Origin of the sequence: Streptomyces sp. NPDC058375, from assembly GCF_042723425.1 — a bacterium.
Classification (GTDB): domain Bacteria; phylum Actinomycetota; class Actinomycetes; order Streptomycetales; family Streptomycetaceae; genus Streptomyces; species Streptomyces durocortorensis.
The window spans coordinates 1-17,737 of record NZ_JBHXJG010000150.1 but is presented as its reverse complement, the minus strand read 5'-3'; the positions used below and the strand labels follow the sequence as shown (position 1 = coordinate 17,737).

13 protein-coding genes are annotated in these 17,737 nt (G+C 71.7%); 5 read left to right on the top strand and 8 right to left on the bottom strand.

What is annotated here, in order from left to right; all coding sequences use genetic code 11:
• Positions 1 to 86 precede the first annotated feature (86 nt).
• From ACFWM7_RS22710 to eccE, 3 genes are all read right to left on the bottom strand, one after another.
• The gene (locus ACFWM7_RS22710) at positions 87 to 3,341 is read right to left on the bottom strand and encodes an SCO5717 family growth-regulating ATPase (RefSeq protein ID WP_383263315.1); all 3,255 of its coding nucleotides are present in this window, start codon (positions 3,339 to 3,341) and stop codon (positions 87 to 89) included.
• A 343-nt stretch (positions 3,342 to 3,684) separates the two neighbouring features.
• On the bottom strand, positions 3,685 to 4,422 hold the full coding sequence (locus ACFWM7_RS22705) for a hypothetical protein (protein ID WP_383263314.1): 738 nt from the start codon (positions 4,420 to 4,422) through the stop codon (positions 3,685 to 3,687).
• 109 nt (positions 4,423 to 4,531) lie between these two features.
• The gene (gene eccE, locus ACFWM7_RS22700; protein ID WP_383263317.1) at positions 4,532 to 5,893 is read right to left on the bottom strand and encodes a type VII secretion protein EccE; all 1,362 of its coding nucleotides are present in this window, start codon (positions 5,891 to 5,893) and stop codon (positions 4,532 to 4,534) included.
• 226 nt (positions 5,894 to 6,119) lie between these two features.
• Here eccE and eccB point away from each other — a divergent pair, with 226 nt between their 5' ends.
• The 4 genes from eccB (at position 6,120) to ACFWM7_RS22680 (ending at position 9,897) form a co-directional block, all read left to right on the top strand.
• Positions 6,120 to 7,667, top strand: coding sequence for a type VII secretion protein EccB (gene eccB, locus ACFWM7_RS22695; protein ID WP_383263312.1), 1,548 nt, complete (start codon positions 6,120 to 6,122; stop codon positions 7,665 to 7,667).
• A 52-nt stretch (positions 7,668 to 7,719) separates the two neighbouring features.
• Complete coding sequence (gene mycP / locus ACFWM7_RS22690; RefSeq protein WP_383263310.1) at positions 7,720 to 8,949, top strand: type VII secretion-associated serine protease mycosin; 1,230 nt, start codon at positions 7,720 to 7,722, stop codon at positions 8,947 to 8,949.
• A gap of 257 nt (positions 8,950 to 9,206) precedes the next feature.
• Entirely contained in the window at positions 9,207 to 9,545 is a 339-nt protein-coding gene (locus ACFWM7_RS22685; RefSeq protein ID WP_383263309.1) for a hypothetical protein, read from the top strand.
• Positions 9,546 to 9,588: 43 nt separating this feature from the next.
• On the top strand, positions 9,589 to 9,897 hold the full coding sequence (locus tag ACFWM7_RS22680; RefSeq protein ID WP_383263308.1) for a WXG100 family type VII secretion target: 309 nt from the start codon (positions 9,589 to 9,591) through the stop codon (positions 9,895 to 9,897).
• Between the two features lie 79 nt (positions 9,898 to 9,976).
• Here ACFWM7_RS22680 and ACFWM7_RS22675 read toward each other — a convergent pair whose 3' ends face one another.
• The 5 genes from ACFWM7_RS22675 to eccCa form a co-directional block, all read right to left on the bottom strand.
• The gene (locus ACFWM7_RS22675) at positions 9,977 to 10,210 is read right to left on the bottom strand and encodes a DUF397 domain-containing protein (protein ID WP_030085280.1); all 234 of its coding nucleotides are present in this window, start codon (positions 10,208 to 10,210) and stop codon (positions 9,977 to 9,979) included.
• An 82-nt stretch (positions 10,211 to 10,292) separates the two neighbouring features.
• The gene (locus ACFWM7_RS22670; protein ID WP_383263307.1) at positions 10,293 to 10,523 is read right to left on the bottom strand and encodes a hypothetical protein; all 231 of its coding nucleotides are present in this window, start codon (positions 10,521 to 10,523) and stop codon (positions 10,293 to 10,295) included.
• 217 nt (positions 10,524 to 10,740) lie between these two features.
• On the bottom strand, positions 10,741 to 11,421 hold the full coding sequence (locus ACFWM7_RS22665) for a hypothetical protein (protein WP_383263305.1): 681 nt from the start codon (positions 11,419 to 11,421) through the stop codon (positions 10,741 to 10,743).
• A 74-nt stretch (positions 11,422 to 11,495) separates the two neighbouring features.
• Entirely contained in the window at positions 11,496 to 11,948 is a 453-nt protein-coding gene (locus tag ACFWM7_RS22660) for a hypothetical protein (RefSeq protein WP_383263304.1), read from the bottom strand.
• A 120-nt stretch (positions 11,949 to 12,068) separates the two neighbouring features.
• The gene (gene eccCa, locus ACFWM7_RS22655; RefSeq protein ID WP_383263302.1) at positions 12,069 to 16,034 is read right to left on the bottom strand and encodes a type VII secretion protein EccCa; all 3,966 of its coding nucleotides are present in this window, start codon (positions 16,032 to 16,034) and stop codon (positions 12,069 to 12,071) included.
• 186 nt (positions 16,035 to 16,220) lie between these two features.
• On the opposite strand from eccCa, the gene eccD reads away from it, so the two are divergent.
• The gene (eccD, locus tag ACFWM7_RS22650; protein ID WP_383263300.1) at positions 16,221 to 17,693 is read left to right on the top strand and encodes a type VII secretion integral membrane protein EccD; all 1,473 of its coding nucleotides are present in this window, start codon (positions 16,221 to 16,223) and stop codon (positions 17,691 to 17,693) included.
• Positions 17,694 to 17,737: the final 44 nt, after the last annotated feature.

Sequence of the window (17,737 nt, the reverse complement as noted above, 5' to 3'; positions counted from 1 at the left end):
AATGCGGAAGGGCTCGCACCCCGGGAGCGATGCGAGCCCTCATTGGTCTAAACCACTTTGGCCGTTTCGGCGGCCCTGCCGCCGGCCTACTGCTGCGCTGCCGGCGGCGGCTGCGGAGGCGTCTGCTGCCAGCCGGCGGGCGGCACCGGACCCTGCAGATCGGGCTGGCCTGCCGGGTTGGCCTGGCCGCCCTGCTGCTCCGGCTGCCCCTGCTGCGGCACCCCGGCCCCGGGCGTACCGGGCCCGGCCTGCGGGGGAGGCGACTGCTGCCACCCGTTCTGCGGTCCGCCCGGCGCCTCCTGCGGCGGGTAGGGGGCCTGGGGCGCTCCCGGCTGACCGGCCGTCTGATATCCCCCGTACGGCGGCTGCCCGCCGTAGGGCTGACCGCTGTAGGGCTGCTGCCCCGGCTGGCCCTGCTGGGGCTGCCCGGGGTGCTGCGGGTGCTGCGGCTGCGGGGCCTGCTGCGGGTAGGGCTGGCCGGGGCCGGGCTGCTGGGGCGCGTACGGCTGCTGACCCGGGATCTGCTGGCCGGGGATCGGCTGCCCTGCCGCGGGCTGTCCGGGCTGGCCGGGTCCGCCCGGCCGGCCCGGCATCGGCTGGCTCTGTCCCGGGTAGCCCTGCTGTCCTGGCATCGGCGGGGCGTACTGCGGCGGCGGGTTCTGGCCGTCCGCCGTCCACAGCCCCTGCTGCTGCTGGGCCCGCGCGAAGTCCTCGGCGACCAGCGCCGAGAGGTGGAAGTACGCCTCACGGGTCTTGGGCCGCATCATGTCGAGGTCGACCTCGGCGCCCGCGGCCAGGTGCTCGTCGAACGGCACGACGACGACACCGCGGCAGCGCGTCTCGAAGTGCTGCACGATGTCGTCCACCTTGATCATCTTGCCGGTCTCGCGGACACCCGAGATGACGGTGAGCGAACGCTGCACCAGGTCCGCGTACCCGTGCGCCGAGAGCCAGTCCAGGGTCGTGGAGGCGCTGGAGGCCCCGTCGACCGAGGGGGTCGAGATGATGATCAGCTGGTCGGCGAGGTCGAGGACCCCGCGCATCGCGCTGTAGAGGAGCCCGGTGCCGGAGTCGGTGAGGATGATCGGGTACTGCTTGCCGAGCACCTCGATCGCGCGCCGGTAGTCCTCGTCGTTGAACGTCGTCGAGACGGCCGGGTCCACGTCGTTGGCGATGATCTCCAGACCGGAGGGCGCCTGCGAGGTGAACCGGCGGATGTCCATGTACGAGTTGAGGTACGGGATCGCCTGGACCAGGTCGCGGATGGTCGCCCCGGTCTCGCGGCGCACACGGCGGCCGAGCGTACCGGCGTCCGGGTTGGCGTCGATGGCGAGGATCTTGTCCTGCCGCTCGGTGGCCAGCGTCGAGCCGAGGGCGGTGGTCGTGGTCGTCTTGCCCACGCCGCCCTTGAGGCTGATGACGGCGATGCGGTAGCAGGAGAGCACCGGCGTGCGGATCAGCTCCAGCTTGCGCAGCCGCTCGGCCTCCTCCTTCTTGCCGCCCAGCTTGAACCGGGAGGCGGCGGAGGGGTTACGGCTGCTCTTGGCCTTCTGCTTGCCCCGAACCAGCCGGTCGGAGGAGAGCTCGACGGCCGCGGTGTACCCGAGCGGGGCGCCGGGCACCGACCGCTCGCGCTGGTCGTGCGCGACCGGGGTGGGCCAGGCTGCGCCCGTACGCGGGTCGACGGGCTGCTGCTGGTGCGGCGGCTGGGCCTGGGCCGGGGGCTGCTGCCCGTACGCCTCCGGCTGCTGCTGCTGCTGATGATGCTGCGGGGCGACGGGCGCGGGGAGGTTCGGGGTGCCCTGGGCCGGGAAGGGCGCGTTGGGCTGCGGTGCGATGGGCGTCTCGCCGGGCCGGCCCTGCTGGGGTGCGGGTCCGGGCCGGCCGGTCTGCGGGAAGCCGTAACCGCCCTGCTGTCCGGGCTGTCCGGGCTGACCGGTTTGCGGGAAGCCGTAACCGCCCTGCGGCGGGAAGCCGTAACCGCCCGCGTCCTGGGGGGACTGAGGGTGCGCCTGCGGCGGCAGCGGTGCGCCGGGGCCCGGGCCCGGATGGCCGGGCTGACCGGGGAACGGCTGCTGCTGGTGCGGCGGCTGAGGCGCCTGGGGCGTCGGCGGCTGGAGCGCCTGCGGAGGCTGAGGTGTGTGAGGTGCCTGGGCCGCCTGCGGGAAGCCGTAGCCGCCGGGCGCCTCGTTCGCCGGGGCGGCACCGGGCCACTGCGCCGCGGGCTGCGGTGCGGAGGGCGCCGGAGTGGCCGGCTGGAACGCGGGCGGCAGCGGCGGCAGCGCACCGCCCTGCGCGGGCGGCGACCACGGCACCGGTGCGGCAGCGTCCTGCGGGGCATCGGCACTCGGCGGCGACGCGTCCTGCGGGGCGGCGTCCTGGGGACCGGCGTCCTGCGTGCTCGACCCCGGAACGGCATCGGCGGCCGTTACGTCTACGGGCCCCGAGGCCTCGACGATGCCGGCCCCGGCCGCGTCACCGCCCTCGGAATCCGCGGCGCCCGCGTCCGTACGGTCCGTACGGTCCGTACGGGAGGAGGCTGCGGAGTCCGTGTCGCCGGGCGAGGTAAGGGAGGCAGCCGACTCGGAGGACGTACCGGACGGGGACGCGTCCTCGGCGTCCGTACCGGAGGCGAGGGCGTCGGCCTTCCCCTCGTCCTTCGCCCCGGCGTCGGCCGCACCTTCAGCGGCAGGTCCGGAACCGGACTCGGAACCGGACTGGGCGGAGGCCCCGGACGCGGACCCGGCCTTGGCCTCCGCCTCGCGCTCCGCGATCTCCCGCTTGAGCGCGGCGGGCGAGAAGCGCATCGTCGCGCCGCTCTCCACATCGCCGCTGCCGAACGGACCGGCATCCCCGCCCTGCCCGGACGAAGCGGCCGAAGCCGCCGGAGCGCTCGGCCCCGGCGGGGCCGGAGTCTGCGCGTGCGGCGTCTCCGATGCGGCGGAAGAGACCGGCGCGGCGGAGGCGGCCGGTGCGGCGGGAGAGCCAGGTGCGGCCGGAGAGACAGGGGCGGCCGGGGAGACCGGGGCCTCCGGAGCCGCGGGGGCGACCGGCCCGGCCGGTGCGGGCGGCGCCGGCGGTGCGGGCGCCCAGTTGGGGTCGAAGCCGCCGGGCGGAGCCGACAGGTCGGGCGCGGCCACGGGCGCCCCGACCGGCGGCGGAGGGGGCGCCAGGTGCGAGCCCGCTCCCCCCGACGAGTCCCCCGCCGCGTTCTGCGTGTACCAGGCGGGAGGGGTGTAGTCGATGGTGAACTCACCCGTCATCTCGGCGGGATCCGCGTCGGACGACTCGTCGACGGGCAGGTCCCATCCGCCGCGGATCTCGTCCCGATCGCCGTTCACTTTGCCTCCTGGTGTGGTCGAGCACCCTTGTGCCGTGGTGGGTGGGGGCGACCGTTCCCGATGTACCGGTCCGCCCGGCTCTCCCCCTTGCGACGCGCATCACCTGCTCGCAGGTTTCCTCTGCCGCGCCCCACCCACCCTAATCGCCATCCGGTGAACTCAGGCAGGGCGTTCGGCATCGCTCAACCTGTCCGTTACGTCACCGGCCGACCAGGAGTGAACAGGGACGGTACGAGAACGGGCCAAGAGCGGCACACGTGCGCAAAGTTCCCCACAGGACCCGCACAAGTCGATCGGGGAGAGGGGTGGGCGTCTCCGGGCCGGAGCGGAGGCCCGGGACCACTCAGTCCATCCGGCGCGCGGCGCCCAGCAGCCCGGATTCGGCGTCCGTGGCCTGGGTCATCACGAACTGGCGGTCCCGGTCCGAGCACCACAGGGTGACGCCGTCGGCCAGGGTGGACAGCGCCTGGGCCTCGGCCGGCGAGAGGTTCATGATCCGGCCGATCTGCGCCGCCTCGTCCGGAGAGACCCGCTGGATGCCGACCAGCGCCGACTTCTTCATCAGCCGCGGAGCCACCGGGCTGAGATAGGGGAGCAGCGTCACCACGGACTGCCACGGCCCCGAGACCACCCGGCCGCGCGGCGGCCGCATCCCGCAGTCGCGCACCACCACCACCGGCGAACCGGCGGAAGCGCCCTGCGGCGGCACCCGGCCGACGTCGTGCAGCGAGATGCACGGCTGCCCGCCGCCCGCCGCCTGCGCGAGCGAGGTCCAGGCCTGGCCCCGGCCCGTCTCCACCGCGATCCGGGCCCCGGTCGCGGCGGCGCGCAGCGCCAGGACCTGCGCGGTCCAGATGCCGCCGATCAGAGTGACCTCGTACGGGGTGGGCCGGTTGATGCCGAGAACGGCGGGGCGGCCCTCGGCGTCGACCCCGATCACCGTGCCGTCGTCGCCCACCGGCAGTCCCAGCGAGGCCAGCTCGTCGAGGGAGACCGCGTGACGGCCGCGGCGGGGGCCGATCAGCCCGAATCCGCGCCGGGCGGGGCCGCCCGGCCGGGTGGGCCTCGTCGGAGTGGACATCAGTACCTGCTCCCGTACGTCCCGGTGACCATGGCCGTGCGCTTCTTCGCCGTCTTCACGGTCTCGTTCACTGTCGCGGCCGTCTTCGCCGTCTTCTTCGCCGCCGGCATCAGCGGGTTCCGCCCAGCGGCAGCGTGGCGAGGACGCCGGGCAGCTGTTCGCGGTCCAGCCGCACCAGGGACGTCTTCACGCCGCGTGCGGTGCGCTCCAACTCATGGCGCGCGGCGACGAGTTCCTCGTCGCTGCGGCCGGTGATCCGGACATGGCCGGTGACCGAGACCTCGGAGCGGTTGCCCGGCGCGAGCGTCAGGCTGAACGTGGTGGCCAGCGCCGGGAGCGAGGTGAGCAGTGCCACGAGCTGCGGCATCGACGCACCGCCGCCGCCCAACTGCGGCCAGCGCGCCACCCAGTAGGTGGTGTGCCGCCGGTCGTCGCAGCGCCAGGTGCGCGCCGTCTCCCGGGTCCGCCGGCCCGGCGTCTCGGCGCGGCTGGCGTGCGTCATCGCCATCGGGCTGACGCAGGCCGACGTGGCGATGGCGGACGTCAGCTCCTGCTCGGTGAGCACCGTCGCCCGGAACCCCGCGCCGGTGAGCCGGCTCGCCAGCTGGTCCGCCACCCGTACCGCGCACTTCTGGGCGCCGACGATGCCGCCGCCGCGCGCCGCCACGGCCTCCGGGCACAGCTCCGGGTCGACCTTCAGGGCGATCCAGGTGATCCGCAGCGCGGGGGAACCGGTCTGGGCCTGCAACGGCGCGTAGTTGCGCGCCGCGACGGACTGCGGCGGGAGGTGCGGGGCGGGAGCGGGCTGGGTGTGCTGGACGACCTGTGCGGACTCCAGCCGGATGCCGTCGACCTCCAGCACGTCCCGGATCAGCGTCAACGGCAGCGGCTGGGCCGAGCGGTCGGGCCGCAGGGCGGTGGCGTCCGACTCGACCTGCACGACCGTCGTGACGAACGTGCCGTCGCCGATGATCCCGACCGGCCGCCGGTCGCCGTCGCTGAAGGACCGCGTGCGCAGCGCCGGATCGCACTCGACGGCCGGCGCGAGCCCCGGCTCGGTGTCCGGGGGCAGTATCAACGAGGCCGCCCGGCGGGTACGGGCCCGCAGCGCGATGACGGTGCTCAGCCACTCCGGCAGCGACCGGCGGTGTCGGCGGACCACGGCCAGCAGCACCAGTACCGCCGCGACCACCCCGGCCGGGGCGAGCAGCAGCGGATCGATCACCCAGGCGGCGAGCAGCAGACCGGCGGCGATTTCGATGAGTACGAGCTGTTGCAATCGGAACAGGCCGAACTGTCCGGCACGTCCGTCCAGCCGTGGGGCGGCCCCGGTGCCGGTCCCGCCACGAGTGCCCGACGGGCCCCGGGCGGCGGAGCCGGAACCCCGGCGTCCCGCCAGTGGCCCCCCTGCTCCCCGGGCCCCCGAGGAGGCCCTGCGCCCGGCCTGACGTGTCCGCGTTGCGGATGCCATCATTCCGGCATTCCCCCGTTCGTAAGGCCCCAAGTCAACCCGATCGCCCCTGCCCCGCCGGGGGCTTGGGGGCTGGATCACCCTACCCGGCCCACCGCGGCCGGGCATCAGCAGGCATAGTAGGGGCCGGTCCGGCAGCAGGATCCGGCATCCGGGGTCCGGCACGGGAACGACGGCATCGCCCGCTTCCCGGCCGCGCGGGGAGACACGGGAGACAGACAGAGTCATGGCATCACGGCGGGACGAGCTCAACGCGTACACCTTTGCGAAGAAGCGCACGGTCGCCGCATTCCTCCAACCGTCGGCCACCGGTACCGAGGAAGGCGCTCCGCGGCCGTTGCGCGCCGTCGTTCCCAGCCTGATCGTCGGTGCGCTGGTGCTGGCGGGGTTCGGCGCCTGGGGCATGTTCAAGCCGACCGCTCCCAAGGACTGGGACAAGGCCGGATCCAAGGTGATCGTCGGCAAGAAGTCCACCACCCGTTACGTGGTGCTTCCGACCGGCAAGGGCAAGGACCGCAAGAACCTCCTCCACCCCGTGCTCAACCTCGCCTCGGCCCGCCTCCTGCTCACACCGCAGGAGTTCGGCGTCATCCAGGTCGCCGACAGCATCCTGGACGCGGGCAAGCCGCCGCGCGGCCCGATCCTCGGCATTCCGTACGCGCCTGACCGGCTGCCGGAGTCGACCGACGCCGGCGCCGCCAAGCGCTGGGCCGTCTGCGTACAGCCGGGCGGCAAGGGCAACACCGTGCAGAAGGCGGCGTTCGTCTTCGCGGGCCGCGACCACAAGCTCACCGAGGGCAAGAAGCAGCTCAGCGGCGGCCAGGTGCTGTACGTCCAGGGCCAGAAGGGCAAGGCCCGCTACCTCGTCGACGCGACCGGCACCAAGTACCTGGTGAACGAGACCGCCGACGACAACGGCATCCTCACCAACGCGCTCGTCGGCAGCCGCACGCCGCAGTCCGTCACCGACGACTGGCTCGCGACCCTCCACGAAGGCACCCCGGTGGCCTTCCCGCAGATCCCCGGTGACATCGGCGCGCCGGCCGGCGTCCAAGGACAGCTCTCCGCCGAGGAGAACAAGATCGGCATGGTGCTCAAGACCCGTACCGGAGAAGGCACCCAGCACTACGTGGTCCTGGAGCGCAAGGTCCAGCCGATCTCCGAGTTCACCGCCTGGCTGCTCATCAACTCGCCGCAGACCGCCGAGCTGAACCTCAACAGCGAGGCCCGCGCGGTCGGCCTCCAGGACTTCGTACCGGACGGCTCGACGTTCGCCGGGCAGGGCGCGCGCTGGCCGGAGCGGAAGGCGACCCAGGTCAACTCGGCCGGTGGCGAAGGCAGTCGGGACACCATCTGCAACGTGCTCACCAAGGTCGACGAGCGCGGCCGCACCACGCTGACCACCTGGGCCGGCACCTCCTACCCGGCCGACATCAACGCCGGCGGCACCAGCACCTACGTCACCCCGGGCAGTGGTCTCCTCTACACGCAGATGCGGACCGGCCAGACGCGGCCGGACGGCTCACTGTTCCTGATCACCGACACCGGACTGCGGTACGCCGTACAGGCCAACGGCGACAGCGACGCCGAGCGCTCCGACATCGGCACCGGAGGCCAGAAGACCCAGGACGGCCGGCCCGAGCCCAGCCAGGCCCAGATCCGCCTCGGCTACGAGAAGGTGACACCCGCGCTCGTCCCGATCGAGTGGTCGGACTGGCTGTCCAAGGGGCCGCGGCTCGACACCAACAGCGCCCGCCAGCCGCAGGGCTCCTGACCGGCCGACGAGCCGGACGCGCGATACCGTACAACTCGGGGGAGAGGAACAGATGTTGGACCGGATGACCGCACGGCTCCCGGTGGTGGCGGCCGCCGCACTGGCGGTCCTGGCCGTGCCGCACGCCGCCTACGCCGCCGAAGGCCCCGGCGCCGCGGGCCTCGGGATCGACGGCACCGGCGAGTGCTCCTTCCCGATGAAGGAGCAGTTCGAGGGACGGCCCTGGTCGCTCCAGCGCGTCCTGCTCGACGAGCTGTGGCAGGACACCAAGGGCAAGGGCGTCCGGGTCGCGGTCATCGACACCGGCGTCGACAACGCCAATCCGCAGCTCAAGCCGGCCGTCGACACGCGTGCCGGACGCAACCTCCTCAAGGGCGGCAAGGCGGACGGCACCGGCGACACGATCGGGCACGGTACGAAGGTCGCCGGCATCATCGCCGCACGCCCCGCCAAGGGCACCGGATTCGTCGGCCTGGCTCCCGAGGCCACCATCATCCCGATCCGGCAGAACGACGAGAAGAACAGCGGCAAGGACACCACCATGGCCACCGCGATCGACCACGCGATCGCCAAGAAGGCCGATGTCATCAACATCTCGCAGGACACCACCAAACCGCTGACCGCCGACTCGGCCCTCGGCAGGGCGGTGGCACGGGCGGTCGGGGCGGGCATCGTGGTCGTCGCGTCGGCGGGCAACGACGGCATCGACGGCAAGCAGAAGGACACCTACCCGGCGGCCTTCGACGGAGTCCTCGCCGTAGCCTCCTCCGACCGCAACAACGAGCGGGCCGCCTTCTCGCAGTCCGGCGAGTTCGTCGGAGTCGCCGCACCGGGCGTCGACATCGTCTCCACCGTGCCGGGGTTCGGACAGTGCAGCGACAACGGCACCAGCTTCTCCGCCCCGTACGTCGCCGGAGTGGCCGCCCTCCTCGTCGCCAAGTACCCGACCTGGAAGCCCGCCGAGATCATCGCGCGGATCGAGCAGACCGCCGAACGCTCCATCACCGGCCACGACCCGTTCGTCGGATGGGGCGTCGTCGACCCGGTCCGCGCCCTCGCGGGCGACAAGGACGACATCCCGCAGCCCGCACCCAAGCCCGACCCGCCCATGCCCAAGGCCCCGGCCCCCGAGCCCGCCCACCTGGCCATGTCCGAGACGTCGCAGGAGCGCAGCGAGCGCTACGCCACCTACGCGCTCGCCCTCGCGGCCGTCCTCGTCTCCGTCGTGGCGGGCACCGCGACGGTCGTCCGCGATGTCCGGCGACGACGCGGTTTGCGCTGAGAGGGACGACGGGTGAGGTAGCTCTCTCCCGATAAAGCGCAGTTGGGGTCGGATGACGAAGTGGCTAGGGTGGTAGCAGACTTCACGTGTGTGATGGGGGAACGAGAAGTGGCCGAGTCCGATGTCCGGGGCGTGGGAACACCACCGCGCACCTCAGGGACCTGCCTGAACCCCACTCCTGATCCGGATCACACGGGGGACAGAGAACCTGTCCGCGTCGCGCGGGCAGGCCCGGAAAGCGAGAGAGAGGACCTCGGATGACCACGCCCAACCCCTCGGCCAACTTCGGACTGGCCGACGACAAGATCATCCAGGCGAAGAACAAGATCATCGAGACGGCCAACGCCGTGTCCCGGCAGTCCCGGGAACTCGCCGACATCCTCGCCACCGCCGGCGCGGGCTGGACGGGTGTCGGAGCCGCGGGATTCGCGTCCGCGCAGATCAAGGTCAACGAGGACCACGACGTCATCCGGCGCCTTCTCCAGGTGCTCATGGACGCCGTGGGCCAGACCAAGAACCTCAGCAACGCCAATGACGAAGAGGTCTACGCGGCGTTCAACAAGGCCAAGAACAGCTCCGCACTCAACGGCATCTGAGCCGTCCCACCACACACACCACCGCACACACGGGAGAACACCGATGGCCGGGGATCCGAGCAACACCAAGGTCAGTTACTCAAGCGTCCAGGAGATGGCGAACCGCATCCGCCAGGTCTCGAAGAACATCACCCACGACCTGAACGAGATGGACGCCGCCCTCAAGGTCGTCACCGGCACCTGGGACGGTGAGGCGCACGCCGAGTACGTCATCCTCCAGGGTAAGTACAAGAAGCGTGCCGACGACATGCACCAGCGCCTGGAAGTCGTCGCCAAGATCATCGAGAACGGCAAGGACAGCTACCGTTCCACGGACGTCAAGTCCTCGCGGCTGTTCACCGAGGCGTTCTGAACCACCCTCCGCACCGCGTGCGGACGGCAGAGAGGGGCACGCTCCACCGTGAGCGTGCCCCTCTCGCGTGCCGTACCGGCTACTTCAGGTCGAACTCCCCGTCCCGCGCCCCCAGCACGAAGGCGGTCCACTCGGCCTCCGTGTAGCGCAGTACGGTGTCGGGGTCCAGCGAGGACCGCATAGCCACGGCTCCACCCGGCAGATGAGCGATCTCCACCCGCTCCTCCGCCTCCTCCGTCCCGGGGGCGCTCAGCCACTCCACCCCCGAGATGTCGAGTGCGTACAGCTCGTCCTTCTCCTGCTGGGTGCCCATCAGTTGCCTCTCTCTCGCGCTGCGGGAGCTTGCTCGTCGCCCCGTTGAAGATTATCCCCGCCACCCGCCTCCCGGGCGCCCGTCAGGAGAGAGAGCGGGAACCGTCCAAGGGTGTGCCCGCCGCGCTTTTGAGGAAGTCCACGCGTCGCGGGTCCTTACGCCCCCGGGTCAGCGGCACTCCGCGGTCGTCCTCGACGTCACCCTTCGCGTGCGCGTTGAAGCCGATGCCGAGCGTGTTGTCGTTCTTGTCGCCGTACCCGTCCTTGGTGACGGCCTCCAGCGCGATCTTCACTCCCCGGTCCGCGTCGTCCACCGCCTTGACGCAGTCGTCGAGCGCCTTCGACCAGACGCCACGGACGTGCGGATGGTCGCCGCGTAGTCAGGGTCGTGCCGGGTCGCCGCGCGCTCGGCGTCCGTGAGCTGCGAGTAGTCGTAGGTGACGACACCGCCTGAGCATCTCTCCCCCTTGATGCGGTGTTCGTCGAAGCGTACGGACGGCGGTAACCGGGCCGTCCGATGGCGGCGGTCGTTCAGCCGAGCTGAGCGTGCAGCGCCGACGCGAGGGCGGTGAGCTTCTCGCGGCCGGGCCCGGCGTTGTCGCCTTGGCCGGCCGTCACCACCAGCGAGGCGTCACCGTCGTCGGCCGGCTTCACCCGTACGGTCACGCAGCCGCCGTTCTCGGTGGCCACCGCCTCACCCGGCGCACCCGCTCCCGTCCGTTGCAGATACGACGCCAGATCATCGGACGAGAGCCTGCCCGCAGTCATGATCATTGGTGCCAGCAGGTTCTCGGCCGACTTCGATTCCGTAGCGATCGTGTGGATTCCGAGGGTCTGGTCGCCCACGTGAAACAGGCAGCTGACCAGCGCTCCGGGATTGGCCGCGAAGCCTCCCGGTCCCTCTGCATCCCTCCCGCTCTCGGCGGTGACAGCGGGATCGTCGGAGTCGTCGCCGGGAGCGGCGCCGTCGCCGGCCTCACCGGGTAGTCCGGCCTTCTTCGCCGCCTCGGCTACGTCGTACGGCAGAGGACACGCGTCCGCTCCGTCCGGCCCGACCTCGTCGGCCGCCGCCCGCAGAGAGGACACGCTCACGGTCCCGTCCGCCGCCGTACCGGACGCACCGTCGCCGCCGTCCTGCTGGCAACCGGTCAGCAGAGCCGCCACGAGCAGCACACTCAGCGTGCCGCCGCGCCGGAGCCGTGTTCGTTCCATGGAGGGGGACCTTTCGTCTTGCGCGTACCGGGAGGTGAAGGCGGAGAGGAAGCCGCCATCGCGGGCCCTGAGACCTACGGTTTTCCGTCGCCCACCGACGTCCCCGCGCCGTACCGGGATATGAGCGGACTGAACTGGGACCTGACATCCAGTTCGATCCCGGCGAAGTTCTTCGCCGTCCCGCTCAGACCGTCCCTCTCGGTCTGGAGCCGGTTCATCAAGGTCTTCACCTGCTTGTCCCAGGTCTCGTCCAGCTTCTTGATGGCCGGCCCCGTGGCCCAGTCGGCGAACTCCTTGGCCGCCGCCTTCGATGATTCGTCCGCCTTGTTCGCGGCGTCGGAGGTACTGCCCAACAGCTCATCCTGGATCGTTCTGGACGCCGCCGCCTTCTCCTGCGGCGTCGAAGCCAGGACGTTGTTTCCGAGACCGGGACCGGAATCGTCGGGAATCCCGTTGAGCTGCGTGCTCGTCGCCTGCCGCTGCGTGGCCTCGGCCCGCAGCTGCGCCCACTCCTCGTCGAAACCCATTACCATCCCCTTCCGCTTAACCGCCGGTCACGGCCGGTACGGCCTTCTTACGCACCGATGGATCATCCTCCGGGCACCAGTACATCGCTTCGATGTACGGCCCCCGGTCTCGATCCTGTCTCAGTGCCGTTCCGGAAGCCGCCCGATCTGCACCATCGGCGCCCCGCGCCGCCGCGAGGCGAAGTACCCGCGCCCCGGCGGCATCGCGTGGCCGCGCACCGAGCCGATCAGGTCGCCTTCGCCCGGATCGCCGGAGAGCACCACACCCTGTGCGCCGAGCTCCTTGATGCGCTGCATGAACCCCTCGTACATCGCGCGCGACGCACCCGCCGAGCTGCGCGCGATGATGAACCGCACCCCGGTGTCCCGGGCGAACGGCAGGTACTCCGAGAGCGCCGCCAGCGGGTTGCCCGCGTTCGTCGCCACCAGGTCGTAGTCGTCCACGATGATGAAGATCTGCGGACCGGTCCACCAGCTGCGGTCGCGCAGCTGCTGCGGCGTCACGTCCGTCGGCGGCTGCCGCCGGGAGAACACCCCGGCCAGTGCCTCCATGTGCATCTCCATCGAGCTCGCCATCGGCGCGTACTCCAGCAGATGCTGCTCCGGCAGCGCGCCCAGCAACGCCCGGCGGTAGTCGCCGACGACCAGCTTGGCCTCGTCGGGGGAGTAGCGCTCCGCGATCTGCTTGGCGATCAGCCGCAGCAGGTTCGTCTTCCCCGACTCGCTGTCGCCGAAGATCAGGAAGAACGGGTCCGTCTCGAAGTCGACGAACACCGGCTCCAGCGCCGTCTCGTCGATGCCGATCGCGATGCCCCGCTCCGGGAACTCGAACCCCTTCGGCAGCCGGTCCGCGCCCAGCATGCGCGGCAGCAGCCGTACGGCCGGCGCCGACGGGCCCGACCAGGCGGCCTGCACCGTGGCGACGAACGCCTCCGTGCCCTCCGACAGGTCCGCCGCGTCGCTGACCGAGTCGATACGCGGCAGCGCACCCATGAAGTGCAGCTTCTCCGGCACCTGACCGCGGCCCGGCACCCCCGCGGGGACGTTCGCCGCGACCTTGCGGTCGAACTCGGAGTCCATGGTGTCACCGAGACGCAGCTCGAGCCGGCCCAGCATCTGGTCCTTCACCGCCGCCCGCATCTCCATGTACCGGGCCGCCGTGGTGACCAGGTGGATGCCGTACCCGAGGCCGCGCGCGGCGAGATCGGTGACGACCTCTTCCAGCATCTCGTACTCGGTCCGGAACGCGCTCCAGCCGTCGATGACCAGGAACACGTCGCCCCACGCCTCACCGGGCAGCTCACCACGGGCCCGCCTGCGCCGGTAGGTGTTCATGGAGTCGATGGAGTTGGCGCGGAAGAACTCCTCGCGCCGGTTCAGGATCCCCGCGACCTCGGCGACCGTACGCCGCACCCGCTCGGGATCCAGCCGCGAGGCCATTCCGCCGACATGCGGCAGCCCCTCCAGCGAGACCATGCCGCCACCACCGAAGTCCAGCCCGTAGAACTGCACCTCCTCCGGGGTGTGGGTGAGCGCGAACGACGAGATCAGCGCACGCGCCAGCGTCGACTTGCCGGACTGCGGACCGCCCACGATCAGCAGATGACCGGCCGCACCGGAGAAGTCCCGGTACAGCACCTCACGCCGTTGCTCGAACGGCTTGTCGATCAGGCCCAGCGGCACGACCAGCCCGCCCGGACGCGTGTACTCGGTCGAGGTGAACCCGCGGTCCGCCGTCGGCGCGAGCCCCGGCAGCAACTGGTCCATCGTCGGCGCCCGGTCCAGCGGCGGCAGCCACACCTGATGCGCCGGCACCCCCTGACCCTCCAGCCGCCGCACGATCACATCGAGCACCGTGTCCGCCAGCGCCTCGTCCTCCGCCTGCGCCCGCGCCGCCTCCGCGGCCAGCAGCTCGGGATCCGGCGTCCGGTACACCACCGGGACCGGCGCGGCCGAGAACACCGCGGGCCGCCGGTCGACCGACAGCTGCCCCACCGACAGATCCGTACCACCCGTGCGGTACGTCCCCGACACGTACGCCGCCTTGAAGCGGGTCATCTCGTCCGTACCGAACTTGAGATATCCGGAACCCGGCACCGACGGCAGGTGGTACGCGTCCGGCACACCCAGCGCCGTACGCGACTCCGACGCCGAGAAGGTCCGCAGACCGATCCGGTACGACAGATACGTGTCCAGACCGCGCAGCTTGCCCTCCTCCAGACGCTGCGAGGCCAGCAGCAGATGCACCCCCAGCGAACGGCCGATCCGGCCGATCTGGATGAACATGTCGATGAAGTCCGGCTTGGCGGTGAGGAGTTCGGAGAACTCGTCGATCACCAGCACCAGCGAGGCCAGCGGCTCCAGCGCCGCGCCCGCCGCCCGCGCCTTCTCGTAGTCGTGGATGTTGGCGTAGTTGCCCGCCGACCGCAGCAGCTCCTGCCGCCGCTGGAGCTCACCGCGGATCGCGTCGCCCATCCGGTCCACCAGCGTCAGGTCGTCCGCCAGGTTCGTGATCACCGCCGCCACGTGCGGCATCTGCGACATCCCGGCGAACGTCGCACCGCCCTTGAAGTCCGCGAGCACGAAGTTCAGCGTCTCCGACGAGTGCGTCACCGCGAGACCCAGCACCAGCGTCCGCAGCAGCTCCGACTTGCCGGAACCCGTCGCGCCGACACACAGCCCGTGCGGCCCCATGCCCTCCTGCGCGGCCTCCTTGAGGTCCAGCATCACCGGCGCTCCGCCCTCGCCGACCCCGATCGGCACCCGCAGCCGCTCCGACACCGACCGGGGCCGCCAGGTACGCGTCACATCGACCGAACCGGCGTCGCCCAGATTCAGCAGATCCGTGAAGTCGAGGTTCGCCAGCAGCGGCTCGTCGTCGTCGCCCCCGCCCGTCCGCAGCGGCGCCAACTGCCTGGCCAGCGCCTCGGCGGCCGCCAGCGACATCGTGTCCGGCACCCCCTCGTACGCCAGACCCGCACCCGACTCCAGACGCAGCAGCCCCGGCCGCACCACCACCGACAGACCGCCGCGCTGCTCGTCCAGATCCCCGGAGACCACCTCGACGATGGTCACGCCCTGCAGCCCCTCGGCCGCCGCGAACAGCGAGTCCGGCGGCACCATCCCGCCGTCCAGGACCACCACGACATGCGGCTGGTCCAGCACCGGCTGAGTCTCCCGCCCGAACCGCGGCCGGCCCTCCAGACGGCTCGCCAGCAGCTGCTCCAGCTCACCGAGGTCGTCGCCGAACAGCCGCTTCGTACCGGCTCCGTCGATCTCGCCCGGCGCCTGCGCGTGCGGCAGCCACTTCGTCCAGTCCCAGCGCTCCACCGCGTTCGGGGCCGCCACCACCGTGACCAGCAGGTCCTCGGGGGAGTGCAGCGTCACCAGCTGCGCCACCATCGAACGCGCCGTGGACTGCGCCGCCTCCGGATGACCGGAGACCGTCACGTGGTAGAAGGCGCGCATCGAGACCGCCATCGGCAGCCCGTCCAACGACCCGTGCACCGCCAGGAACTTCTGCATCGCACCGGCGCACATCGGCTCCAGCTCGTCCACCGGCGCGGTCTCCGGGGCGACCAGCGGCGTCGACAGCTGCTGCGCGCCGAGACCGATCCGCACCTGCGCGAAGTCCTTGTCGCCCACGCGCCGCTCCCACAGCCGCGAGCCCTCCGCCACCACCGACCACAACTGCTCCGGCGACGGATGCAGATACAGCTGCACATCGCGCTGCTTGCGCGCCGTCCGCCGGACCGTGCGCCGCGTCTGCGCCAGGTACTTGAGGTAGTCGCGGCGGACATCTGCCATTTGCCCCTGCGTACCGCGGCGATACCGGACAAGCTGGGCAACCACCATGCCGACCGTCGAGACGAGCATCAGAACGCCCATGATCCGCATGAACGGAGGAGCCTGCGGCGAGAAGAAGAAGACCACCGACGAACCCATGCCGAGCACCGGCAGGATCTGCATCAGCATGCCCTCCTGCTGCCCGCGCGGCAGCTCCGGAGGCGGCTCCAACGTCAACTCGTCCGCCGGTACTTCCGGCGGCAGGGACCGCGGAGGTCGTTTCACGACGATCTGGCTCACCGGAACATCAATCCCTCGATACGGACGGGCGGAAAGCCGGTCTTGATCCGCACCGACGCCCCCGTGGCTGCGTGCGCGCACAACTTCCGTCCGCGCGACGGCGATCCTACTTGCAGGGTGCCCGGCCCCCTCCCGGTAGGGTGGCGCGCGCACCGTGCGCAACCGCGAATCAGGGGGACCAGACACGTGAGTACGACCGCAGCGACGGGCTTTTGCCGCGTCACCGTCGTGGCACCCGACAGCCGGATCGACGTCGCCCTGCCCGAGGACATCGCCGTCGCCGACGTCTACCCCGAGATCCTGCGTCTCACGGGCCAGACCCAGGCCGCCGGAACACCCACCGGCTACCACCTCGTACGCCGCGACGGAACGGTTCTGGACGGCGCCCGCACCCTCGGCGCCCAGCAGGTCCTCGACGGCGAGATCCTCAGCCTGCGTCCCTTCGGCCAGTCGCTGCCGCCCGCGGTCTTCGACGACGTCTCCGACGCCGTCGCCTCCGCCGTCACCCGCGACCGCCACCTGTGGAGCGACGAACTCCTGCGCGGCGCCGGCCTGGTCGGCGGCGTCCTGCTGCTCGTCCTCATGGCCTTCGTGATCTGGTTCGCCGACCCGGTGCGCCACGACATGCACAGCCTGCCCGGCATCATCGCGGGATCCGCCGGACTGCTCCTCACCGCCTTCGCCGGCGTACGCGCCCGGGTCTACGGCGACCGCTCCACCGCCGTCGCCCTCGGCCTCGGCGCCCTCCCGCTCGTCCTCATCGCCGGCTCCGGAATCATCGGCCCGGACGCCGGGCAGGGACCGGGCCGGCTGCAGTTCCTGCTCGGCTGCGTCGCCGTGCTGGTCGCCTCGGTCGTCCTGGTCGCCCTGACCCCCAGCGGCGACGCGCCCTTCGTCGCGACCACCTTCCTGGCCACCGTCGGCACGCTGGCCACCTTCGTCGCGATCCTCACCGAGGCCTCCGCCACCGAGACCGCCGCCGTCTGCGCTCCGGTCGCGCTCGGCCTGGTCGCCTTCCTCCCCGGCCTCTCCGCACGCTTCGCGCGCCTGCCCATCGGCTACGCCTCGCCGCGCACCGCTCCGGCCGGCTACGACGACAACGACCCGGACACCCCCGAAGGCGACCCGGAGCCCGTCGACGCCGACCGCATCGCCGCCCAGGCCCGCCGCGGCCACGAGATGCTCCTCGGACTCGTCGGCGGCTGCGCGGCCGTGGTCGTCGGCTCGGCCGCCGTCCTCGGCTTCTCCGACAACATCTGGGGCCAGGTCCTCGCCCTGACCGCGGGCCTCGCCATGCTGCTGCGCGCCCGCCTCTTCCGCTACACCTCGCAGGTCGCCTGCGTCCTCGTGGCCGGCATCGGGGCCATCGGGCTCCTCGTCCTCGGCCTCTCCCTGAACCCACCGACCGACCTGCTGTACGAGCTGGTCCGCTACGGCGACCGCGGCGCCCTGGACATCCGTACGATCTGGCTCTCCGCCGCCGTCGCCGCCGGAGCCGCCCTGCTCACCGCGATCGGCCTGGTCATCCCGCGCAAGGGGCTCTCGCCGTTCTGGGGCCGCCTCCTCGACCTGACCGAGAGCGTGGTGCTGCTCTCGCTGGTCCCGCTCTGCCTGGCGGTCCTCGACGTCTTCGTCCGGGCCCGCGCCCTCACCAGCTGATCTACGCCGGACCACCGCCGCCCGCCGCCTGACCAGCGGCGGGC